Annotated in this window: 17 protein-coding genes; 7 read left to right on the top strand and 10 right to left on the bottom strand. The window is 61.7% G+C overall.

What is annotated here, in order from left to right:
• Positions 1-143: 143 nt before the first annotated feature.
• Positions 144-1,841, top strand: a complete 1,698-nt coding sequence (locus tag NAT23_RS07975; RefSeq protein WP_251927142.1) for an alkaline phosphatase — start codon at positions 144-146, stop codon at positions 1,839-1,841.
• 255 nt (positions 1,842-2,096) lie between these two features.
• On the opposite strand, the gene NAT23_RS07980 is transcribed toward NAT23_RS07975, so the two are convergent.
• Positions 2,097-4,727, bottom strand: a complete 2,631-nt coding sequence (locus NAT23_RS07980; protein WP_251927145.1) for an ExeM/NucH family extracellular endonuclease — start codon at positions 4,725-4,727, stop codon at positions 2,097-2,099.
• 287 nt (positions 4,728-5,014) lie between these two features.
• On the opposite strand from NAT23_RS07980, the gene bglX reads away from it, so the two are divergent.
• Positions 5,015-7,243: a beta-glucosidase BglX gene (bglX, locus tag NAT23_RS07985; RefSeq protein ID WP_251927147.1), complete on the top strand. Its 2,229-nt coding sequence runs from the start codon at positions 5,015-5,017 to the stop codon at positions 7,241-7,243.
• A gap of 100 nt (positions 7,244-7,343) precedes the next feature.
• On the opposite strand, the gene NAT23_RS07990 is transcribed toward bglX, so the two are convergent.
• On the bottom strand, positions 7,344-8,477 hold the full coding sequence (locus tag NAT23_RS07990) for an alkene reductase (protein ID WP_251927149.1): 1,134 nt from the start codon (positions 8,475-8,477) through the stop codon (positions 7,344-7,346).
• Between the two features lie 265 nt (positions 8,478-8,742).
• Here NAT23_RS07990 and zigA point away from each other — a divergent pair, with 265 nt between their 5' ends.
• The 4 genes from zigA (at position 8,743) to NAT23_RS08010 (ending at position 12,727) form a co-directional block, all read left to right on the top strand.
• Positions 8,743-9,975, top strand: coding sequence for a zinc metallochaperone GTPase ZigA (gene zigA, locus NAT23_RS07995; RefSeq protein WP_251927586.1), 1,233 nt, complete (start codon positions 8,743-8,745; stop codon positions 9,973-9,975).
• Positions 9,968-10,903: a GTP cyclohydrolase FolE2 gene (folE2, locus tag NAT23_RS08000; protein ID WP_251927151.1), complete on the top strand. Its 936-nt coding sequence runs from the start codon at positions 9,968-9,970 to the stop codon at positions 10,901-10,903. The genes zigA and folE2 overlap by 8 nt, the downstream gene beginning before the upstream one ends.
• Before the next feature lie 103 nt (positions 10,904-11,006).
• Positions 11,007-12,227, top strand: coding sequence for an MFS transporter (locus tag NAT23_RS08005; RefSeq protein WP_251927153.1), 1,221 nt, complete (start codon positions 11,007-11,009; stop codon positions 12,225-12,227).
• A gap of 59 nt (positions 12,228-12,286) precedes the next feature.
• Positions 12,287-12,727 carry a DUF2007 domain-containing protein gene (locus NAT23_RS08010; protein ID WP_251927156.1) on the top strand — a complete coding sequence of 147 codons (441 nt, stop codon included), beginning with the start codon at positions 12,287-12,289 and terminating at the stop codon, positions 12,725-12,727.
• 10 nt (positions 12,728-12,737) lie between these two features.
• On the opposite strand, the gene NAT23_RS08015 is transcribed toward NAT23_RS08010, so the two are convergent.
• The 7 genes from NAT23_RS08015 to NAT23_RS08045 all read right to left on the bottom strand — a co-directional run bounded on the left by NAT23_RS08015 (position 12,738) and on the right by NAT23_RS08045 (position 19,940).
• Positions 12,738-13,391: a DUF1826 domain-containing protein gene (locus NAT23_RS08015; protein ID WP_251927159.1), complete on the bottom strand. Its 654-nt coding sequence runs from the start codon at positions 13,389-13,391 to the stop codon at positions 12,738-12,740.
• Between the two features lie 306 nt (positions 13,392-13,697).
• On the bottom strand, positions 13,698-14,033 hold the full coding sequence (locus NAT23_RS08020; RefSeq protein WP_251927162.1) for a hypothetical protein: 336 nt from the start codon (positions 14,031-14,033) through the stop codon (positions 13,698-13,700).
• A gap of 210 nt (positions 14,034-14,243) precedes the next feature.
• Entirely contained in the window at positions 14,244-14,780 is a 537-nt protein-coding gene (locus NAT23_RS08025; RefSeq protein WP_251927165.1) for a hypothetical protein, read from the bottom strand.
• Between the two features lie 279 nt (positions 14,781-15,059).
• Entirely contained in the window at positions 15,060-17,258 is a 2,199-nt protein-coding gene (locus tag NAT23_RS08030; RefSeq protein WP_251927168.1) for an OsmC domain/YcaO domain-containing protein, read from the bottom strand.
• A gap of 142 nt (positions 17,259-17,400) precedes the next feature.
• A complete protein-coding gene (locus tag NAT23_RS08035; RefSeq protein ID WP_251927171.1) occupies positions 17,401-17,853 on the bottom strand; it encodes a hypothetical protein in 453 nt (150 codons plus the stop codon).
• Positions 17,854-17,889: 36 nt separating this feature from the next.
• Complete coding sequence (locus tag NAT23_RS08040) at positions 17,890-18,108, bottom strand: DUF2835 family protein (protein WP_251927174.1); 219 nt, start codon at positions 18,106-18,108, stop codon at positions 17,890-17,892.
• 176 nt (positions 18,109-18,284) lie between these two features.
• Entirely contained in the window at positions 18,285-19,940 is a 1,656-nt protein-coding gene (locus tag NAT23_RS08045) for a methyl-accepting chemotaxis protein (RefSeq protein WP_251927177.1), read from the bottom strand.
• Positions 19,941-20,392: 452 nt separating this feature from the next.
• On the opposite strand from NAT23_RS08045, the gene NAT23_RS08050 reads away from it, so the two are divergent.
• Complete coding sequence (locus tag NAT23_RS08050; protein WP_251927180.1) at positions 20,393-21,667, top strand: MFS transporter; 1,275 nt, start codon at positions 20,393-20,395, stop codon at positions 21,665-21,667.
• 88 nt (positions 21,668-21,755) lie between these two features.
• On the opposite strand, the gene hemB is transcribed toward NAT23_RS08050, so the two are convergent.
• The gene (gene hemB, locus NAT23_RS08055) at positions 21,756-22,730 is read right to left on the bottom strand and encodes a porphobilinogen synthase (RefSeq protein ID WP_251927182.1); all 975 of its coding nucleotides are present in this window, start codon (positions 22,728-22,730) and stop codon (positions 21,756-21,758) included.
• Positions 22,731-22,797: the final 67 nt, after the last annotated feature.

Raw genomic sequence — 22,797 nt, forward strand, 5'->3', positions numbered from 1 at the left:
ATAACAATTTCGGCCTACTCAGACATCATCCCTTAACCGCACTTGCGCCAAATCGTCATCACCGCGCCCTGACCATGAGGGCGGCTGCCGGCCGGGTCGGACAGCCGCCTTCACGCCCTTTTGCTGACGTATGGAGATGTTGCATGTTCGGTTACACCAAAGCCTCACAGGATGTCGGGTTCGACATGACCTCGCTCCCCGACATGGGCCCGTTTCAAGGCATGGCCCCCTTCCAGACCACGACCACATTCCAGAGCGCATCCTCCTTCACGATGGCGCCCCAGCCCTTTGATGCCTCGCCAATGATTGACGACGCCCACCAGCTCATGACCCAGGCGCTCGATCAGGCGATGGCCCAGCTCGACGACGCCCTCCAGGGCTTCATGCCTGGCATGGCCGAGCTGCCGGCCACACCAGACACTCCTGACTCCCCGGCGGATGAGGCACCCACCGCGGGTGACGAGGGCCTTGCCCAGAACGTGATCCTGATGGTGCCGGACGGGTTCGGCCCTGCCTACGCCGAAAGCTTCCGGGCGTTCAAGGGCGGTGAGGAAGTGCCGGCGTGGGAATCCGCCGACATGCTGACCGGCGCGATCAGCACCGAATCGGCCAACTCGCCGGTCACCGATTCCGCCGCCGCCGGCACCGCCTTTGCCACCGGCCAGAAAACCGACAACGGCATGATCTCGAAAGCCCCGGACGGCACCGACCTGACCACACTGGTCGACATCGCCGAGGCCGCAGGCAAGGCCACCGGCGTGGTCTCGACCTCCACGGTCACTCACGCAACGCCTGCGGTGTTCGGGGCCAACGTTGCTGATCGCAACGACCAGCACCTGATCGCCGAGCAGTTCATCGACAACGACCAGCTCGACGTGATTCTGGGCGGCGGCGCGCGCTATTTCACCGCCGAGGACGACGGCGGCGACGGCGTGCGCGATCTTTTGACCCAGGCCGAGGATCAGGGCTATGAACTGCTCACCGACGCAGATGACCTGGACGGCGCCAGCGGCGACCGCCTGCTGGGTCTTTTTGCCGAGGACGCCCTCGACACCAGCTACGGCGAAAGCGGCAGCAACCAGCCAACGCTTGCCGAGATGACCGACACGGCGCTCGAGACGCTTTCAAAAGACGACGACGGTTTCTTCCTGATGGTCGAAGGCAGCCAGATCGACTGGGCCGGCCACGCCAACGACGCCGGCTGGGCCATGAACGATTCGGCCGCGTTCGAGGACGCGGTGAAAGAGGCGCAGGCGTTTTCCGAGGCCAACCCCGACACCCTGATCGTGATCGCGCCGGACCATGAAACCGGCGGCATGGTCAACACGCCAACCGACGAACGCGACGCCTCGATCTATCAGAACTTCACCGGCACCTATGAGCAGATGCTCGACACCGCCAACGCCCGCATCGAGGACGCTGGCGAGGCGCGCGCCGAGGACATTCTCCAGTCGACCGTTTCCGAGATGACCGGCGACAGCGTGACGCTCTCTGATGAGGAAATGGCAGGCATCATGGGCGCCGAAAGCGAGGACGCCGCGCTCGAGGCGCTGACCACCACGCTCAACGAGCGCGGCGGCGTCAGCTACAACTCGGGCAACCACACCGCCGTCGATGTGCCGCTCTACGCCGACGGCCCCGGCGCGGGTCGCTTCGAGGGGCTGCTTGATAACACCGAGGTCAGCCACGCCCTCGCCGACGCCATGGGGCTTTCCCTGTCAGGCGCTGCCGAGGCCGAGGCGGCAACGCCCCAGTCTCAGCCGATGCCGGACGTCTCGAGCATGGCCGAGCTTGCCGGGCTGGATCTCTTTGACACGTCCGCCTCGCTCGCCATCGCCTGAGCGCGGTCGTTACCTCGACCCATCTCGACAAACGACGAAACACAAGAAAAAGAACACACGCGAGAACAAGAACAAACGCGAAAAAAGAACAAACGAGAGAGCGACAACAAAAACGATCCATCGACAACGATGAAGGGGCGCCCATGGGCGCCCCCTTTTTTTAAGACCGTTTTTAAGACCGGTTTTCAGACCGACGTTCAGGCCGGTTTTCTGATCAGTGTCCTGAATCAAACAGGCCGTTCAGAATACGCGCCATCACTCCAGAAGCGGCGCGTCCTGACCGCCGAGGTTCAGCCCGACAATGACCGGGTCGTGATCGGAGGCGCGATACGCCGCGTCGCTGTAAAGCGCGGATTGCTGCGCGTCGGACTTGTACTCGGTGTTGTAGTCGAGCGCGTAGGGCTCATCTGCGTTGATGTGCCAAGTGGTGGTGCCGGTGACCTGGTCGGCGAGCGTCTGGCTTGCCAGCGCATGGTCAAGTGAGCCCCACTGGCCGTCGTAGCTGTAGGAATAGTCGTCATCGAGCAGGCTGAAACCGGCGCTTTCGAGCGCGGTGATCGGGTCTTCCATCGCGTAGCTGTTGAGATCGCCGATGATCAGGGTGTCGCTGTCGCCGCTGCCGGTAGGGTCGGTCGCGAGCCACTCGGCGAGCTGCTCGGCGGCCTCGACCCGGATCGGGTTGTTGTTGCCCTGACCGTCACCGATGGCGTCCTGCCCGTCGATCACGCTGCCCTTGGACTTGAAGTGGTTGACCACCACCGAAAAGGTCTCGCCGCTTGCGGTTTCGGTGAAGCTTTGAAGAAGCGGCGCCCGGTTGCCGGCGTCGAACACGCCGTCGGTGTTGACCGCGGCCTCGCCCTCGGGCGTCACGGCGTCGGTCTTGTAGATCATGCCCACCGCGATGGCGTCGCTTCCGGGCGCGACCACGGCGCCTTCGTCATCGCGCGGGGTGATGTAGGCCCAGTTGGCGCCCGGGGCGTCGGCGTTGAGGGCGTCGACTAACGTTGCAATCGAGCTGTCGTCGGCGTAGCCGTCGTTTTCAAGCTCCATCAGCCCGACCACGTCGGCGTCGGTTGCGTTGATTGCCTCGACCAGCTTGGCCTGCTGGCGGGCAAGCTCCAGGGCGCTGTCGGCCCCGCGCGGGTCATGCTCGGTGCCGGCCGGGGTGGTGACGGTGGCGCCGCCTTCATCGAGGGTGGTGAAGTAGTTGAGCACGTTGAACGAGGCCACCTTGAGCGAGGCATCGCCTAACGCGCTTGTGTCCGGGGCGTCGGTGCGGGCGTTGGTGGCCTGAAAGTCCTGACCCTCGGTGCTCTGCACCCGCCACTGCTGCTGGTTGAAATCGAGCACGCCGGTGGCGGTCTCAAGGGTGTCGCCGCCGCGCAGGGTGTTTTCCGCCGACAGCGGCGCGCCGTCGCGCCCGAACAGAACGGTCTCGGGGTTCTGGGCGTTGCTGGCGTCATCGAGCACGATGGAGCGCTGCTCCACTTCATCAAGCCACTGCTGGTAGCCGGCCTGATCCGGCGTATGGGTTTCGGTGTACTGCTCGAGCCGCCCGCCGGAGGCAAGCGTGACGGTGCCATAGCGGCCAAGTTCGTAGGTGTCGGTCACGGTCAGCGGCGCTTCGTCGTCTGCCGAGACCGCCACGCGCATGCCCTCGAACGCGGCCAGCGTGTTCTTGTCCGCAATCGGAAGCGTCAGCTCGGTGATGTCAGGCAGGTCCTGGTCTCGCGCCAGCACCTCGAGGCCGGTGATGTCGCTCAGTTCGGTGCGGCCCTCGTACTGCTCGACCGTGCCGGTGACCTGCACCCGGTCCCCCACCGCCACCTCGGCGGCGTCGGGCGCGTAGATGAACAGCCCCTCGGAGGTGGCCGGGTTGTCGTCGCGATCGGCGTCCTGCTCCTGAATGAAGAACCCGCTCATGCCGTTCTGGCTGTCGAGAGTAACGATGGCATCGACGGTGACCTCGCGGCCGACCAGATCGCTCGACATGCCCTCACCCTGCACGGTCGAGATGCGGGTGATGCCCTCGATGGGCTCGCCCGAGCCGCCCTCGGCGCCATTGTCGCCGCTGTCACTGTTACCGCTGTCCGAGCCGCCGGTGTCGCCGCCAGAGCCGTCGTCCTCCGGCGCCTCGACGCCTGAGAACGTACCCAGATCATCAAGCGCATTGGCCGGCGCCGGCTGCCACTGTTCAGGATCGAACTCGGCGCTGCCGGTGGTGATGCTCGGGTCGCGTCGAAGCGTTATGTCTGCGCCAAATTCGGCGTCGCTTCCCACGGTGCCGAGGGTATCCAGCACCTCGCCGCCCGGGCCTTCGAGCACGAGGGCATCGTTGCCGTTGAAGTTGATCACGCTGCTGGTGCCATCGCTCAACGCCAGCAGTTCATCGCCTGCCTGAGCGCTTGAAAGCACCAGCGAGTCACCGGCGGCGAGCGTGCCGAACTCGCCAAGCGGCTGGGTGTTGGTCGGGGTGCTCGCCCCGTTCGAATAGAGCGAGAGGGTGAAGTCGGCAAGCGACAGCGCCTGCGCGCCGGTGTTGGTGAGCTCGAGCGCCTTGGTGTAGCCGCTGCCTTCGACGTATTCGGTAATGAGTAACCCGCCACTCATGGTGCTGTCTCCGTCTGAATCGGGGGCGCCGGGTGTTTCCTCTGCCGGCGTATCGGCGTCGTCTGCGTCCCCCTCACCGTAGTTGAATCGCTGTTTCAGGGCATCGAGTGCGGTATCGACCTGCGCTGCGACGTCGTCGCGCCACTGAGAAAAGCGCTCGATCAGCCGGTCAATGACCGGGGCAAACGTGCCGGACAGAAAGCCCTGGGGGGTACCGGTCCAGAACGAGTCCTCGGAAAGGCTCCAGGGGCGGGCAAACGGGGACAGTGACAACATGGGTGATCTCCGGGAATTTTATACGTATTGGTATCGGATGTGCGCACGCGGCGCCCTGCGTAGCGGAGTCTGACAAGGCCGTGTTGCAGGGCCGTGACCGCCGTGAGACTGCCTGTCCGCCGTGTTGGGTTGAACGGTGGGCGAGTTGAACGGTGGGCGATGTGCGTGGTCCCTAATATCGAGCATACCGATAAAATCGCCCGACGCGCGACAGGCTGCATTCCGTGCGAAAGGCGTCTGTATCGCTCGAAAAGCGTATGTATACAGTCGTACTGACGGAGGCAACGATGTCCGCACAAGGCACGAAACAGACGGTAGGTCAGCCCTTTGGGCTCGACACGGCGCAAAGCCGCGCACTTGATGAAACGGTCGAGACGCTGCTGGCGCAGATGACGCTCGAGGAAAAGATCGGCCAGATGAATCAGGTCGCCGGCAGCCGCGACACCACAGGCGCCCCGGCCAATACCGACATCGAGGACGACGTACGGCAAGGCCGGGTCGGCTCGGTGTTCAACGCCTTCGGGGTCGAGTTCACGCGTGAACTCCAAAAGCAGGCGGTGTCGCATTCGCGGCTCGGCATTCCGTTGCTCTTTGGCTACGACATCATCCACGGCTTTAAAACAATCTTTCCGATTCCGCTCGCGCAGGCCGCCAGCTGGCACCTGGAGGGCATCGAGCGCGCCACCCGCGTCATGGCACGGGAAGGCGCCGCGTCCGGCGTGCACTGGACCTTCGCGCCGATGGTGGACGTCGCCCGCGACCCGCGCTGGGGCCGAGTGATGGAAGGCGCCGGCGAAGACACCCATCTGACGTCACAGATCGCGCGGGCTCAGGTGCGCGGCATTCAGGGGCGTGACCCCGGCGCGACCGACACGCTCGCCGCCTGCGTCAAGCACTACGCCGCCTACGGCGCGGTGGAGGCCGGGCGCGAGTACAACACCGTCGATATGTCCGAGTGGCGCCTGCGCTCGATCTACCTGCCGCCCTTTCTGGCCGCGCTCGAGGAAGGCTGCGCCAGCGTCATGACGGCGTTCAACACGCTTAACGCCATTCCGGCGACCTGCCATCCGCTGCTGCTCGATCAGATCCTGCGCCGCGAATGGGATTTCAAGGGCATGGTGGTGACCGACTACACCGCCATCATGGAACTCGAGCGCCACGGCGTCGCCGAGGACGCCTCGGAGGCGTCCCGCAAGGCGGTCAACGCCGGCGTCGACATGGACATGCAGTCCGGGTATTTCATCAAGACACTCGAGGAACTCGTGCGCTGCGGCGCCGTCGAGGAGGCGCGCATCGACGAGGCGGTGCGGCGGATTCTATGGCTCAAGGCCGCGCTTGGGCTGTTCGAGGACCCGTACCGCTACGCTGATGATGAGCGCGAAGCCGAGTGTTTGCTGAGTGACGCCCACCGCCGCGCCGCCCGCGAGCAGGCGACGGAATCGATGGTGCTTTTGAAGAACGAGGGCAATGTGCTGCCGCTGTCGGACCGGCACCAGCAGGTTGCGCTGATCGGCCCACTCGGGAACACCCCGCGCCTGATCGGCTCCTGGCATGGCAACGGCGATCACGACGACACGGTGACGCTTCGAGACGGCATCGCCCAGCGCCTTGGCAACGACGCAACAATCATGTGCGCGGACGGCGTATCCAATCGGATCGGTGATACCGACACCTCCGGCATCGAGGAGGCGCTCGAGCTGGTGCGTCAGGCCGACGCCGTAATACTTGCGCTGGGTGAGGATGAGGCGTACGCCGATGAGGCCGCGAGCCGCACCGACATCGGCCTGCCCGGCATGCAGCTCGAGCTTGCCCGCCGGGTACTGGAAGCCGCCGGCGATACGCCGGTGGCCACGGTGCTCTTCAACGGCCGGCCGCTGACGCTTACCGAGCTTGATGGCATGGCGCCGGCCATTTTGGAGGCGTGGTGGCCGGGCACGGAAGCCGGCAACGCCGTGGCGGACGTGCTATTCGGCGACGTGACGCCGGCCGGCAAGCTGCCGATGAGCTTTCCAAGACACGTCGGCCAGATCCCGGTCTACTACAACGCGTTCAATACCGGCCGCCCCAAGGGGGTCGATCCCAAGTACGCCTCCAAGTACCTGGACAGCCCCAACGACCCGCTCTACCCGTTCGGGTTCGGGCTCTCCTACACCACCTTCGAGTACAGCGCGCTTAAGGCGTCGTGCTCGGAGATCGGGCTGAACGACACCCTTGAGGTCAGCCTTTCCGTCACCAATACCGGCGAGTGCCAGGGCACCGAGGTAGTGCAGCTTTATCTTCAAGACGTCAGCGCAAGCGTGGTGCGCCCGGTACGTGAGCTTAAGGACTTCCGACGCCTCGAGCTGGCCCCGGGTGAATGCGCGCACGTACGCTTTCACATCACCCCCGAAATGCGCGGCTTTTTGAACGCGGCATTTGAGCACGTGCAAGAACCGGGGCGCTTTCACGTTCAGATCGGCGGCGACTCGGCCGAGGGAAAACCCCTCGAGTTTCATGTGACGCCCCACTGCGCGTGATGCGGTAACGTACAAAAAACGCCCCGCGATGCGGGGCGTTTTTTGTCGATTTTTAAAAAGCGATCAGCGTGTTTTCTCGATTCCCCTTTCTGCTTCTCGATCACCCCTTCTGTTCGATCAACGCCTCGCGGGCCTTGCGAGCCTGCTCTTCGGCGTGGGTGGGGTAATCGATGTAGCCGCGCGCATCACCGCCGTAGAAGGTGGTGGTGTCGTAATCCGCCAGCGGCAGGCCGTGTTTCATCCGCTCGACCAGATCCGGGTTCGAGATGAACAACCGCCCGAACACCGGCAGATCGATGGTGCCCTCATCCACCAGACGCTGAGCCTCGGCCTGGTCGAGGTTGCCCGCCAGTAGCAGCGTGCCTTGGTACGTGTCACGGAACTGACGCAGGTACTCGCGCGGCATCGGTGGCATGCCCTGTCCGCCCTGGTCGTGCAGGTGGACGTAGGCCAGCCCGCGCGTGTTGAACTCCCGCGCCAGATGCAGGTAGGTCTCGCCGTTGTCGTCGTACTCCGGCATATCGAACAGCGTGCCATGCGGTGAGAGCCGAACGCCGACCCGATGCGCGCCGATCAGCTTGCTGACCTCATCGACCACCTCGATCAAAAGCCGGCAGCGGTTTTCCCGCGACCCGCCGTAGACGTCGTCACGGTCGTTGACGTGCGGGTTCAAGAACTGCTCGAAGAGGTAGCCGTTGGCGCCGTGAATCTCGACGCCATCGAATCCGGCCTCGCGGGAATTGACCGCGGCCTGGGCAAAATCACGCGCGATCTCGCGCACTTCCCACGTCTCGAGCCGGCGCGGCGTGCTGGCATCCAGCATGTCCGGCACGCCGTCCTCGGTGTAGCCAAACGCCATGCCGCCCTGCTTGTCGCTCGGGCCCACCGGTGACTGGCCGGCGAGCTGAACCGAGGTGTGCGACACCCGGCCCACGTGCCAGATCTGGGCGAAGAACACCCCTCCGCGCTCGTGCACGGCCTGAGTGGCTTTCTTCCAGCCGGCGATCTGGTCCGGGCCGAAGATGCCCGGGTTATAGAGGTAGCCGGTGCCCTGCCGGGAAATGGGCGTGCCTTCGGAAATGATCAGCCCTGCGCCTGCGCGCTGGCGATAGTAGAGCGCGCCCATCTCGTCCGGCACGTCGCCGGTCGCGCGGGAGCGGGTCATCGGCGCCATGACGATGCGGTTATCGAGTTGAGTCCCCGCCAGATCAAAACGGTCGAACAGAGAAGCCATCGCGAAACTCCTTGAAACTAAGGTCGTAAAGTGAACTGACCCCAGTGTAGACATACCATTAGACTGCTAACAAATAGCCAGATCCTAATACGCCCCATGCATTATCGTGATCGCCTACCCGATGGATACGCGGTTGATTTGTTATGATATAACATTTAACATCCTTCCCGATTTCAGCGATGCGACCTCGGAGTTCGCCATGACCGCCCCGCTTTCCACGCGCAGTCCTAGTTCAACGGTCGGCGCTCGTTCAACGGCCACCTCTTTGCCGGCGACCGCCCCTCTGCCCGTAACCGTGCTGTCCGGATTTCTCGGCGCCGGAAAAACCACCCTGCTCAATCACATTCTGGCCAACCGTGACGGCCGACGGGTGGCGGTGATCGTCAACGACATGAGCGAGGTCAACATCGACGCGGCGCTGGTGCGCGATCATGACGGCCCGGTCGATGGCGCAACCGGCGAGGTGGCGCTCAACCGCAGCCAGGAGCGGCTGGTCGAGATGAGCAACGGCTGCATCTGCTGCACCCTGCGCGAAGACCTGCTGCTCGAGGTCAACCGGCTCGCCCGCGAGGGCCGCTTCGATTATCTGGTGATTGAATCCACCGGCATTTCCGAACCGCTGCCGGTGGCGGAAACCTTCACGTTCGAAGATGAAGACGGCCAGACCCTTGCCGACGTGGCCCGGCTCGATACGCTGGTGACCGTGGTCGATGGCGTCAATTTTCTGGCGCAGTACCGGGCGGCCGAGGCACTTTCCGAGGTGGGCGAGACCGCAGGTGAGGACGACGAGCGAAGCGTCTCCGACCTTCTGGTCGATCAGATCGAATTCTGTGACGTGCTGGTGATCAGCAAGACCGACCTGATCGAGCCCGAGACGCTCAAGGAGCTGACCGCCGTGCTTTCGCGCCTCAACCCCGAGGCCGACATCGTTCCGATCACTCGCGGCAACATCGAGCTCGACCGCGTGCTCGACACGCATCGCTTCAATTTCGAACGCGCAAGCGCCGCCCCCGGCTGGCTCAAGGAGATGCGCGGCGAGCACGTGCCGGAGACCGAGGAGTACGGCATCTCGAGCTTCAGCTATCTGGCCCGCCGCCCGTTCCACCCCGAGCGCTTTCATGCGCTCATGCACAGCGACTGGTTCGGCCAGGGGCTTTTACGCTCGAAGGGCTTTTTCTGGCTCGCAAGCCGCCCGCGCTTTGCCGCCCAATGGAGCCAGGCCGGCGGCATCGCCCACTACGGGTTCGCCGGAATGTTCTGGAAGGCCGTGCCGGACAGCGACTGGCCGGCCGACCCCGAGTGGCGAGACGCGATTTTGGAAAAATGGGAAGAGCCCTTCGGCGACATGCGCCAGGAACTGGTGTTCATCGGCCAGAACATGGACAAGGCGCGCATGCGTCAGGCACTCGACGACTGCCTGCTCGATGAGGCCACCCTGCTTCAGGGGGCCGAGCATTGGAAAACCCTCCCCGACCCCTTCGAGGCCTGGCATGACTGATCTCGCTTTCCCGAACGCATCAACACTCGACACGCTGTCTGACGTGACGCGCGGGCCGTCCCGGCTGACCGGTGCTCTGAGCCGGGTCGGCATGGCCGGGATCGAGCTGCCGGTGGTGCTCGACGACACCGCCTTCGACGTGCGCGTCGACGCAGGCGTCAGCCTCGATGATGCAAACGCCCGCGGCATTCACATGTCGAGGCTCTACCTCGGGCTCGACGCCCTCACCCGGCGGCCGCTCACGCTTGCCCGGCTCAAGGAAACGCTCGAGGGCTTTCTTGAAAGCCACGAGGGGCTTTCCGACACCGCGTATCTTGATCTCACCGGCACCCCGCTTCTCAAGCGCCCGGCGCTTGTCAGCGATCACAGCGGCTGGAAGGGCTACCCGCTCACGCTCAAGACGCGGCGCTCGCCCAAAGGATTCGAGGCCCAGCTCGAGCTCGAGATCGGGTACTCCTCCACCTGCCCGTGCTCGGCGGCGCTCGCGCGCCAGCTCATTCAGCGCCGGTTCGACGAGGAGTTCGGCTGTGAATCTGAACCCAACCTCACGTTCGAGGCCGTGCGTGCCTGGCTCGGGGGCGAAGACGGCATCGTCGCCACGCCCCACAGCCAGCGAAGCCGCGCACATCTGCGCCTTCGCCTTGACCCCGAGCAAACGCAGCTGCCCTGGCGTGAGGTCATCGAGCGCACCGAGGCCGCGCTTGGCACCGCGCTTCAAACCGCGGTCAAGCGCGTCGATGAACAGGCATTCGCACTCGCCAACGGCCAGAACCTCATGTTTTGTGAAGACGCCGCCCGGCGCCTTTACGACACCCTGATCACCCAGCCCGGCGTCAGCGGCTTCCAGGTGGACATTACCCACATGGAAAGCCTGCACGCCCACGACGCCGTGGCGACCGCGCAGTGGCACTGGCCGGGCTCGCTCTAGCCCCCGGCCCGCATTGCAAAAAGGCGTGCTATTGTTGCGGCGACCGACCCCTGTCGGCTCGCCGCTTTTTTTATCGACACGCTTTTTTCGGTTACCGCCTGCCATGTCATCGCCGCCCTTGTCGCATTCGCGCCGCATCACCGCGCTCTACGCCCTGTTTCTGCTGCCGGGCACGCTTGCCGCCACCTGGATCACTCGTACCCCTGACATCCGCGACCGGCTTAATGCCTCAACCGATGAAATGGGCCTGGTGCTGTTCGGCCTGGCCATTGGCGCGATGGTGGGCGTGTTGAGCGCCGGTGCCTGGGTGCGGCGCTTCGGCACCCGCGGCGTGCTCGGGGTCAACATTGCGCTGATGGCGGCGGGCATGGCGGTGGTCAGTCTCGGCGTCAGCAGTGGGCAGGCCATTCTCGCAACGGGCGGCCTTGCGCTTTTTGGCGCGGGGATGGGGCTTGCCGAGGTCGCGATCAACATCGAAGGCGCGGCGGTGGAGCGGCTCAGTGGGCGGGCGCTGATGCAGACGCTGCACGGCTGCTTCAGCCTCGGCACCGTGCTCGGGGCGCTGGTGGGGATCGCGTTCACGGCGTGGCGGGTGCCGACCGAGTATCACCTCATGGGGCTGACGCTTGCGACGCTTCCCGGGTTCTGGTGGGCCATTCGCGGCCTGCCGCGAGAGACCGGCAAATCCGCCCCGGCGTCCGAGGAGACGCCCACGACCTCGGAAAACGCGCCTAAAGCGGTAAACGCCTCGGTGTGGCGCAACCCGCGGGTACTGATGCTTGGCACCATCGTGTTGGCGGTGGCGCTTTCCGACGGCGCGGCCAACGACTGGCTGCCGCTACTGTTGGTGGACGTGCACGGCGTCACCCCGGCGCTCGGCTCACTCGGGTTCATGCTGTTCGCACTGACCATGACGCTCGGGCGCTTTTCCGGCAACGCCCTCATGCGTTGGCTGCCCCGACACACGCTCTTTCGGCTCTGTATCATTCTGGCGCTGACAGGTGTTGCCCTCATCACCCTGACCGAGCACAGCGGCGTCGCAATCGCGGCGGTGGTGCTGTGGGGCATCGGCACTTCGGTGGGCTTTCCGCTCAGCATGTCGGCCGCCGGCGAAGGCGACAACGGCGACGCTCAGGTCGCGGCCACCGCCATCATGGGCTACATCGCCTTTCTTGCAGGCCCGCCGCTTCTTGGGTTCATCGGTGAGCACGCAGGGCTTGATCGCGCGCTGATGGTGGTGTTTGTCGTGCTCGTACTCGGGCTTGCGGTATCCGGCGCGGTGCGGCGCCAGGACGGCACTAACGCCCCCTCCCACAAAGGGTAATGGGCGCGGCTCACCCGCGCCGTTACAGTGAGTGATGGCCCAAGCGCAGGAGACGCCCCATGGCGACCCACCCCGTGACCGTTGCCCGGTTCAGCTACCCCTATGAGGCGTATCTGTTCAAGGGGCTGCTCGAATCGCGCCATCTAAACGCGTTCATCGCCGATGAGCACCTGATCACGATGCAGTGGATGTGGGAGACGGCGCTGGGCGGCATCAAGGTGCAGGTCGCGCCGGAGGACCTCGAGCTTGCCCGCGCGGTGCTAGCGGATTACCAGGCCGACCGGCTCGAGGCCGAGGACACCACAACCCCGCAGGAAGCGGAACCCTCTCAACCCCAAACGACCAGCGCCCTCCAAAGCCGAGGCTGGCGGGCGCTTGCGGTGGCGTGCTGGGCGAGCACCGGGGTGGTGTTTCCGCTGCCCGGCACGCGCCGTGGCCGTAAAAACGGTGACCCTGAACACACCGAATGTGAAAAAGGCAGCCGTACAGACGACGAGTAAGGCCCGGTGATCAGGCCGGATCGATGGTCAGCACCAGCCGCGACTGCCCGGGCGCGACGTTCGGGCTTCGGTGCACCAGCGCACGGTCTTCACTGCCGACCCAGCCGGTGCCCTTCATCAGCGCCACATCCCCTGCGCTTAAGGTATTGAGCGCTTCCGGCACCCGCATGATGTCAGGTTTGGTGGCGGACGGCGCCCCGAGGCCGTCTCGGTTGACCGCGTCATCCGGCAGCCACTCGCTGCCCGGGCCGAGGTAGGTGCTCACCAGCCGCACCGGCAGCCGGTCACAGTGAAAGCGCGGGCACATCGCCTCATCGAGGCGTCGAAGACGCACCCCGACCTCTTCGGTTTCGAACAGGCACGCCACCGCCTGTGCCAGCATCACCACATCCGCAATCAGTGCAGCGCTTATCTCAGGCGCGTGCAGCGCCTTGCGCAAATCCGCCTCGAGCGCCTCGCCTTCCGGGTTGCCCCGCCACGAAAACGACAGCGCAAAACGCGCCTCCTCCTGGGCGCGGGCGCCCTCGATCACCTCGGGCGAGAGCGTGCGCTGCATCACGGCCAAGGTGATATCAGGCTCGAAGATGCGCGGCAGCACCGAAACCTCCCGGTCGATGGCCCAGTGGGTGTGTTCGGCAAGCGGTGTGGCGAGTGCGGCGGTCATGGTCGGCTCCCTCAATGGCTTTATTGTTATGATATAACATATTTTTGGGCGAAAAAAATACGCCTTTTCGGGATGGGGTTGGTAGTTCTTGAGAGAGAAAAAGGATGAATGACCACGCGGTAGTAAAGCAGCCCGATGTTCCCGGAATGTTTATGCCAATCGATGACGGGCATACGGCGAGGCAAGAGTTGGGCTGACGGCTGGGGAAGGCGTCAGATCAGTAGGTTATTTGCATGCAACACTTTACCTATGGGGCGCTTAGCTCATTCCGCCTAACGGAGCTCATTACAGTAGGCAAGACTCGAATCATTCATCGTATTTTTGAGTGAAAGGAATGCCGTTGAAAGTGTGAGTGCAGCATTTGCAAAGAGGTTCCAGTGTATTTTCATCAATATCAGGGTTAACTATCCGCAGAATTCTTTTCTCGTCTACGTACAGGCCACTGAAGTACGAGCTTTCACCAACGCGAATTACCTCTTCGGCTGATTCGTAATCCATGGCAACCAGCCAATGAATAGGGTCTTTTTTATCCAACCGAGAGACTGCTTCACTATGTACCTCATTCCATGGACAACCAACTTTGGCCAACAAAAACCTGAAAAGCGGAGTGTAATCGAGTCCACGCTGGATGCCTTTGCGCATTCCAAAGGCAGATTTCCTACGTCGTGTGTTTCTAAAATCATCTCCATGGAGATGATGAACGCTATGCGTCTTAGTATTTACCTTTCGGTAAAGAGGCTTTTTTTTATTTCTCATATTCAACCATTATTAATAGTATAACGCTGAGTCTCTACGGCATAAATATAAAATCATGCAGAACTCGAGTTCAAACAGTAAACTCCAAGTAACTGGCTAATCGCGAAACCAATTGCCCTTATCGTCCACCTTGACTGTTACTTTTCTTTTAGTGCTTGGAAAATTATTCGAGTCGTAATCAGCGTGAAAGAGTGCTTCTAATACAATGGAGTCTTTAGTGCTCCCTACAATACGCTCAATAAATCTAGCACCAGGATCGAAACCTACTACCGGGCTTGATGATTCAGGGTCTACATAAAAAGAGTTACCGGCCCCAATCTTTACTATCGAGATATTAGTAGATGAGCTGCCTGCCCCACCCCAGCAGCCTATATCGTTATGCCAGATAACAGCATACTTCGCTTCAAAGCGGTCAGTATCGTCCTTCCATGGCGTTAGAGCAGCGATTTCTTTGGGCTGAATTTGCGTATCACCGCAGGAAATGGAGTCAGCGTATTGAGTCGCTACCGAAATTATTTTTTGTGTTATTTCTTCTACCGGCATGGCAGGGATAGTTGAATACTCGTTTTTAGCTTGAGCGGAAAAGCTACAAATAGCGATCACAGTCGCAACTAAAATTTTTTGGAATTCCATTTTTAAACGCCTTTAAATTGCCAGAAGGGCCGTTGATCAGCACATACCACATGGCGCAGCCACGTGGTACCAAACCCTAACGTCGAACTCTCTATTATCGGCAATCACTTAAATAGATTGAGAGTATTTTGAATAATTCTTATGTGCTGTGTTTACCTATGCTGACAAAGACAGGCCAACGGATCTCTCCAGTGGGATACGGCTCGTCTCTCTTATGTTATCCAAAACAAAAACGCCCACTCGAAAGTGGGCGTTATGCATAACTAGATACCGCGCTAATCAGCTTCCAGCCTTTGCCGCCCGCCACGCATGCAATTTCTGATAGCTGGTAATCAGGCGCTGGTGCCGGTCGATGCCCTCGAGGTTCATATTGGTCTCGGTGAGGCCGTAAAAGCGCACGTCGCCGTTGATGGAGCCGACGGCGGCGTTGATTTTTTCCTCGCCGAACATGCGCACGAGGTTTCGGTGATAGTCCTCGAACTCGAGCTCGTCATCCAGCAAGATCTCGAGTACCGCAGTGAGCGCTTGATAAAAGAGGCCACGGTCGCGGGTGTTGTCGTTGAACTGCAGGAACATCTGGGTGCGGTCCAGCGCATCCTCGTACTGGCCGAGGTCGAGGCTAATGAGGAGCTTCAGCTCGGCAATCGTCAGTTCGGACCAGACGCTGTTGTCGTCGAACTCGATGCCGATCAGCGTGACGATCTTCATCTGCTCGTCGAGTTCGCTTTCCTCCAGCCGCTGGAGCAGGTCCGCGAGCTGGTCTTCCTCGAGCGCGTGCAGGTTCAGGATGTCTTCGCGGTAGGTGAGCGCCATGTTGGTGTTGTCCCACACCAGATCGTCCACCGGGTACACCTCGGAATAGCCCGGCACCAGAATTCGGCACACCGGCGCGCCGAGGTCCTCATGGTGGGTGATGTACGCCTCAAGGCCGTCTTCCGCGAGAATGCCGAACAGCCGCTCGGCCTCGTCACGGGTCTCACCGGAGAAATCCCAGTCGCAGAACTCCACATCGGCGCGGGCGCTGAAGAAACGCCAGGAGACCACGCCGGAGGAGTCGATGAAGTGCTCGACGAAGTTGTTCGGCTCCGCCACCGCCTGAGAGTTGAAGGTCGGCTGGGGCAGGTCATCCATGCCTTCGAAGCTGCGGCCCTGTAGAAGCTCGGTCAGGCTGCGCTCGATCGCGACCTGAAGGCTCGGATGGGCTCCGAAGGAGGCAAACACACCACCGGTGCGCGGGTTCATCAGCGTCACGCACGCGACCGGATAGCGCCCGCCAAGCGATGCATCCTTCACCAGCACCGGGAAGCCCTGGGCTTCGAGTGCGTCGATGCCGGCCTTGATGCCGGGGTAGCGCGCGATAACCTCATCGGGTACGTCCGGCAGGGCGATTTCCTGCTCGATGATCTGACGCTTCACCGCCCGCTCGAAGATTTCGGAAAGGCACTGCACCTGCGCTTCCGCGCGCGTATTGCCCGCGCTCATGCCGTTACTCAGATACAGGTTCTCGATCAGATTCGAGGGGAACCAGACCGTCTCGCCATCGGAGTGGCGGGTGAACGGCAGCGCGACGATGCCGCGATCCGCGCGCCCTGAGTTGGTGTCGATCAGGTGCGAGGCTTTGAGTTCACCCTCCGGGTTGAAAAGCTCGAGGCAGTGATCGTCCAGAATCCCTTCCGGCAGTGCGTCATCCTGGCCCGGCTGGAACCAGCGTTCGCTCGGGTAGTGAACGAAGTCGCTGCCCGCGATCTCGGGGCCGAAGAACTGGTCGTTATAGAAGAAGTTGCAGGAGAGGCGCTCGATGAACTCCCCCAGCGCCGAGCACAGCGCGGCTTCCTTGGTCGAGCCCTTGCCGTTGGTGAAGCACATGGGGGACGCCGCATCGCGGATGTGGAGCGACCACACGTTCGGCACGATGTTGCGCCACGAGGCAATCTCGATCTTCATGCCGAGGCGCTCGAGAATGCCGGTCATGTTGGCGATGGTCTGCTCCAGCGGCAGATCCTTGCCCTCGATCCAGGTGCTGGCGCTCTCCCCTTCGTTATCGACAGAACCGCTCATCAGCAGCGCTTGGGCATCCTCGTCGATGTTCTCGACCACCTCGATCTGGAACTCGGGGTTATTTTGAATCACCCGCTTGACCGAGCAGCGCTCGATGGAGCGCAGAATGCCGGTGCGGTCCTTCTCGGAAATGTCGTCCGGCAGCTCGACCTGAATGCGGAAAATCTGGTTGTAGCGGTTTTCCGGATCAACGATGTTGTTCTGGGAGAGCCGGATGTTCTCGGTTGGAATCTCGCGAGCGTTGCAGTACACGCGCACGAAGTACGCCGCGCACAGGGCGGAGGAAGCAAGAAAGTAATCGAACGGGCCGGGCGCGGAGCCATCGCCCTTGTAGCGAATCGGCTGGTCGGTGATGACGGTGAAGTCATCGAACTTCGCCTCCTGTCGGAGGTTGTCGAGGTAGTTGACCTTGATTTCCATGAGGTAGAACCGGGTTGGTGACGGGTGTCGCTCGGGGCGAATTGCCCGCCATTATCCGGATTTGAGGGGGGGATGTCTTGGGGATATCGATAACATAATTTTTAACTAACATTACAGCTAGCAGATATTTGATATAAAAATCTCAAACGAAAAAAACTTCAAATTCTTTACAATAAACCAAAACCTCCCCCTTAAAATTAGGATCAATATCTCTATAGTTAGAAACTGATTTATAGAATTTTTTATTTAAACTAGAAAAGACCGATTCGCGCGAAATAACACCACCTTCAATTGAGCACGTTACATCTAAAAAGTCTTGAACATCGCTACTGTATATAATGACGGGATCACCTAAAGGAACAATATTTGCTAATATCCCTCCGCTTCTCACATAGCTTTTTGCTTGTTTAATATCTGTAGAGCAAATTATTGTTCTAGATCTTGCTTCAATACCAAACTTCTCATAAAACCATTCATCTGCATAGGCATGAATATTGGTTGATGTATCTACAGGCACCCTAGGCCTTTCTAAAAAAATATTCTTATTTACGCCTTCGGGTATATGACAACCAAACCCTCGATAAATCTTAACCATCTGAAATACCTTATTTTAATAAATAATCATATTTAACTACTTTATTAAGAGCGTCTCGAACCGCCCCGCCTCATCAAACACCAACCGATACACTCCATGTACGCCATTCGGTCCGACGATCCGATGCAGTGCCCGCGCGGGAAACCGCACGCGGCGGCCATCGAGGCTGCGAGCGTCGATCCAGTCGGCGTGGCCGGCGTAGTAGCGGCGGCACTGGTCGAGCGTGAGCGAGAGGGAAATATCGACGTAGGGCATGGCGGCGCCTCGTAACGTGATGATCCGGGCGTTATCGGCACGGGCGGGGTCTACTTTAGAGCGAGCGCATTTATCGGCCATTCGACCATGGATGAAGGCCGTGGGTAGTCCACTTGAGCACCCCACAAAAAAAGGGAGCGATCAGTGATCGCTCCCTTGGCTAAACCCTAGCACCGTCAGGCGTGGGCCGGGGCCGGTCGGGCGCTGGCACGCGATGTAGACGGCCTTACCGCATTACTTCCGGCAGGGCTTGATGGCGCGGCGCGTTCGCTGGTGTAGTCGTGCGCGCTGAGCCTGAACTGCGCGACCGCAGCGACGAGCTCATCGGCCTGACTTCGAAGGCTTGCGGCAGCGGCGGCGGATTCCTCGACCAGGGCGGCGTTTTGCTGGGTGGTGTGGTCAAGCTGGGTGATGGCCTGGCTGACCTGCCCTATCGCCGAGCTTTGCTCGCGGCTGGCGCCGCTGATTTCGCCGACAATGTCGCTCACGCGCTGAATGGAGGTGACGATTTCGCCCATGGTGCGGCCGGCGTCGTCCACAAGGTTTGTGCCCTTGCCGACCCGCTCGACGCTCACCTCAATCAGGGCCTTGATCTCCTTGGCGGCGTTTGAGCTTCGCTGGGCGAGCTCACGCACCTCGCTTGCCACCACCGCAAAACCGCGGCCCTGCTCACCGGCACGAGCGGCTTCCACCGAGGCGTTCAGCGCCAGAATGTTGGTCTGGAAGGCGATGCCTTCGATCACGGCGACGATGTCGTTAATCTGAGTGCTGCTTTCGTTGATCTCCTGCATGGTCACGACGACCTCGCTCACCACGTCACCGCCCTGACGCGCGGTCTTGCTGGCGTTGACGGTGAGCTGGCTTGCGGTTTCGGTGTTGTCGGCGTTCTGGGTGGCACTCGACCCCATTTCTTCCATCGAGGCTGATGTCTCCTCGAGCGCGGAGGACTGCATCATGGTGCGCTGGCTCAAATCATCATTACCCTGCGCGATCTGAACGCTTGCTGCGGCCACGCTTTCGGCGTTGCGGCGCACGTTAGTGACCACGCCGGCAAGGCCGTCCACCATCTCTTGCTGGGCGCGCAGAAGCTGGCCGAGTTCGTTGGTGGAACGTGGCTCGACGGTGGTGGTGAGATCGCCACTTGCCACCGCTTTTGCCTGCTCAACGGCCTGGCCGAGCGGCCGGGTAATGCCACGTGTAATGATCACGCCCACCACGACCGAGATCACGATGGCGAGAATGCCGAGCACCAGCGTGATGAGCATGGCGTGCTCGAACTGGGCGGTGCTGCGCGCCATTACGTCCTGCGCCGCGATGAGCTGAATGTCGATCAACTCACCGATGACGTTGCTGATCGGATCGATCGAGGCGTACAGCGCTCCATCCACTGCGTTGAGCTGGCCTTCGACCTGACCCGAGAGACCGGCCAAGGTCGCTTCCAGGGCGTCGAGCGCTCGGTTGGCCTCCACGAACCGCGCTTCGGCCTCACTTGCCTTGGCCGCTTCCTGCGCCGTGAGCGTTGTCTGCATGTAGGTGTCCCATTGGCTTTCGATCACGCCTCGGGCACTTCTTACGGCACTCAAGGCCTCTTCGGCGCTCATCAGTCCGGCGTTGGCCTTGTTGACGGCATCAACCACATCGACGGCGTAGGCATCCGCGATGATCTTGAGTTCCTTGAGGGGCACGATGCGGTCACGGTACATCGACTCCATGTTGTCGTTGGCCGCGCGCAGGCTCATTGAGTTCATGAGGCCGCTGAGCCCTAAAAACAGGACCGCGACCAGAAAACCCAGCCCGATCTGTTTGCTGATGGATAGATTCTTAAGCTTCATGGTGCCTCCAAAGCGACTCGGTTCGCGTAGATGCGCCGACTCAGGGGTAGATGAGCGGTGATACGTACGTACAGGGCAGGGGCAGATAGTGCCGCGCTGGGGTGGCCCTCGGCGTTTCAAGAGGAAACGACGATCGGAGTGCAGGCGTTGTATGTGGGCGGGTGCGCCCTCGCCTGTCGGTGTTATGTCGCCAAACACATAAGCAAGACTTTTTATAAAGACCTAATAAAACAAACCTTTATACCAAGTTTGCGTATCGCTATTTCTAAATACGGCCACAACTGGCAGGACTTAAGTTCAATGGGTGCGCCCCGCTTGGTTGAAGCTTATGTTCGACCTGTCAGTAGAAGCGGCCTGCCCTGCATCGCCTTCAGGCGGCTTTTTGATATAGTCCGCCGCGGCCTGTCTCTGCGGCCAATGCCTTGATCCATTTTTCTGCTCTGGAGCGTGATGTGACGTCTTCCTCGGCCGCCTCCGGCCCGCCCTCGTCCGCGCCGACGGTCAACCCGCGGCTTTTGTTGGCAAGCCAGCTGATCTTCAACGCCGGGTTCTACATGGTGCTGCCGTTTCTGGCGATTCACCTGCGCGATAACCTCGCGATGGCGGGCGCGCTGGTCGGCATGGTGCTGGGCATTCGTACCTTTTCCCAGCAGGGGCTGTTCGTGTTCGGCGGGGCGCTCTCGGACGCGCTCGGGCCGCGGCGCATCATTTTGCTGGGCTGTCTGATTCGAACCGCCGGCTTTTTGATGCTGGGCTTTTCCGAATCACTTTCCATGATCGTGATCGGCGCGTGCCTGACCGGGGCCGGAAGCGCGCTGTTTTCACCGGCAGTGTCGGCGCTTTTGGCGCTAGCCGGCAGCGAAAGCGAGGCCAGAGGCGGTCAGTCCCGCTCGACCTTGTTTGCCCGGCTCGCGATCTGGGGGGAATGCGGCGCGGTGATGGGGCCGGTGCTCGGGGCGCTTTTGCTGGATGTAAGCTTCCAGCTGGTGTCGCTGGCAGGTGCGCTGGTGTTCGTGGTCATGTTCTTTGTGCTTGGCCGGGCGCTGCCGGCAGGCGCCACAACTACCCAGACCGGGGAGGCGCAGGCCTCGTGGTGGCACGTGCTCCACAACCCGCAGTTTCTGGCGTTCATCGTGATCTACAGCACCGCGCTTTTGAGCTACAACCAGCTTTATCTGGCGATGCCGGTGGAGCTCGAGCGGGTCGGCGCCAATGAAGGCGCGCTTGCGATGATGTTCATGCTGGTCTCCGCCCTGGTCATTACCCTTCAACTGCCGATCAACCGGCTCGCGCGCCACGTCGGCCCGGCCATCAGCCTGCCGCTGGGGTTTGTGGTGTACGCTGTGGGCTTTTCCGCGGTGGCGTGGGCGGCGCCGCACGCGCCGGCAGAGGGCTGGCTCAAGCTGTGGCCGGCGGCGGTGATGGTCAGCGCCATCGCTGTTGCCCAGATGATCGTGCGGCCGGTGGCGATGGATCTGATTCCGGGCTTTGCCGGCGATAAACCGCTTGGGGTGTATTACGGGGCGCTGGCCTCGGCAGGCGGCATTGCGGTGCTGCTTGGTAACGCGCTCGCGGGGGATCTGCTCGATAGCGCGCTGTCACCTGCGCCCGAGGCCGGGCTGCCCTGGTGGGTGCTGGCGAGCTTTCCGTTGGCAAGCGCTGTCGCACTACTCATACTCTTTCGTCTGCCAGCGCTTTCCCACCTTCGCTCCAAACCCGCCGCGTAAGTGCAAAGCAGTTACGCCACCACAGCCAGACACAAAAACGCCGCGCATTTGCGCGGCGTTTTCATGAGCGGCGAACGCCTCTACGTGCTTACAGCCCTTCTTCCAGAAGCTGCGGGGCGAAGTAGGTCATGATCAGATCGGCGCCGGCGCGGCGCATGGAGCCGAGGGTTTCGCGTATCACGGCGGATTCATCGATCACGCCCTGCGCCGCGGCGAACTTGATCATCGCGTACTCACCGCTGACCTGATAGGCCACCAGCGGCAGCAGGCTGTTGCGGCGAATGTCGGCCATGATGTCCAAGTACGCCAGCGCCGGCTTCACCATCAGAAAATCCGCGCCTTCCGCCTCATCGGCCAGTGATTCTCTGAGCGCTTCGCGGCGGTTCATCGGGTCCATCTGGTAGGTCTTGCGATCGCCTTTCAGCTCGGTGCCGGCGGCTTCGCGGAACGGGCCGTAAAGCGCCGAGGCGAGCTTGGTCGAGTAGGCCATGATGGGGATGTCGGTGAAGCCCGCTTCATCGAGTGCAGTGCGGATCGCCGCGACCTGGCCATCCTGCGCAGACGACGGCGCGATGATGTCGGCGCCGGCTTTCGCCGCCTGCACCGCCTGGATGCCTAGGTTCTTAATGGTGCGGTCGTTGTCGACGGTGTTGCCCTTCAGGATGCCGCAGTGGCCGTGGCTTGTGTATTCGCAGAAGCAGATGTCCGGAATCACCACCAGCTCCGGCGCGGCTTCCTTGATGGTGCGCACCATGCGCGCCACCATGCCGTCTTCCCGGAGCGCGTCGCTGCCGGTCTCATCCTTGTTGTGGGAAATCCCGAACGGCATGATGCTCTTGAGCCCCAGCGCGCTCAGGCGGCGAGCTTCCTCACCGAGCTTGCTTTCGGGCACGCGGTACTGGCCCGGCATGCCTTCAATGGGGGTGTACTCATCGGTCTCTTCCTCGACGAAGATCGGATACACCAGATGCTCCGCGCTGAGGGATGTTTCGCGAACGATGTTGCGAAGGGCGTCGCTCGAGCGCAAACGACGAAGACGGGCCTGCGGAAACTGGGCCGGCATGAGACCTCCTTGCGGGTCATGAGAAGCATTGCGGGTCATGAAAAAGCGTCGGGCCTGAGTATAGCGC

This window comes from Larsenimonas salina, assembly GCF_023736155.1.
Lineage (GTDB): Bacteria > Pseudomonadota > Gammaproteobacteria > Pseudomonadales > Halomonadaceae > Larsenimonas > Larsenimonas salina.

Excerpts from the sequence above, each read along its gene's own strand:
- NAT23_RS07975 (WP_251927142.1), top strand. The coding sequence starts at position 144 with ATGTTCGGTTACACCAAAGCCTCACAGGATGTCGGGTTCGACATGACC.
- NAT23_RS07980 (WP_251927145.1), bottom strand. The coding sequence starts at position 4,727 with ATGTTGTCACTGTCCCCGTTTGCCCGCCCCTGGAGCCTTTCCGAGGAC.
- bglX (WP_251927147.1), top strand. The coding sequence starts at position 5,015 with ATGTCCGCACAAGGCACGAAACAGACGGTAGGTCAGCCCTTTGGGCTC.
- NAT23_RS07990 (WP_251927149.1), bottom strand. The coding sequence starts at position 8,477 with ATGGCTTCTCTGTTCGACCGTTTTGATCTGGCGGGGACTCAACTCGAT.
- folE2 (WP_251927151.1), top strand. The coding sequence starts at position 9,968 with ATGACTGATCTCGCTTTCCCGAACGCATCAACACTCGACACGCTGTCT.
- NAT23_RS08005 (WP_251927153.1), top strand. The coding sequence starts at position 11,007 with ATGTCATCGCCGCCCTTGTCGCATTCGCGCCGCATCACCGCGCTCTAC.
- NAT23_RS08010 (WP_251927156.1), top strand. The coding sequence starts at position 12,287 with ATGGCGACCCACCCCGTGACCGTTGCCCGGTTCAGCTACCCCTATGAG.
- NAT23_RS08015 (WP_251927159.1), bottom strand. The coding sequence starts at position 13,391 with ATGACCGCCGCACTCGCCACACCGCTTGCCGAACACACCCACTGGGCC.
- NAT23_RS08020 (WP_251927162.1), bottom strand. The coding sequence starts at position 14,033 with ATGCGCAAAGGCATCCAGCGTGGACTCGATTACACTCCGCTTTTCAGG.
- NAT23_RS08025 (WP_251927165.1), bottom strand. The coding sequence starts at position 14,780 with ATGGAATTCCAAAAAATTTTAGTTGCGACTGTGATCGCTATTTGTAGC.
- NAT23_RS08030 (WP_251927168.1), bottom strand. The coding sequence starts at position 17,258 with ATGGAAATCAAGGTCAACTACCTCGACAACCTCCGACAGGAGGCGAAG.
- NAT23_RS08035 (WP_251927171.1), bottom strand. The coding sequence starts at position 17,853 with ATGGTTAAGATTTATCGAGGGTTTGGTTGTCATATACCCGAAGGCGTA.
- NAT23_RS08040 (WP_251927174.1), bottom strand. The coding sequence starts at position 18,108 with ATGCCCTACGTCGATATTTCCCTCTCGCTCACGCTCGACCAGTGCCGC.
- NAT23_RS08045 (WP_251927177.1), bottom strand. The coding sequence starts at position 19,940 with ATGAAGCTTAAGAATCTATCCATCAGCAAACAGATCGGGCTGGGTTTT.
- hemB (WP_251927182.1), bottom strand. The coding sequence starts at position 22,730 with ATGCCGGCCCAGTTTCCGCAGGCCCGTCTTCGTCGTTTGCGCTCGAGC.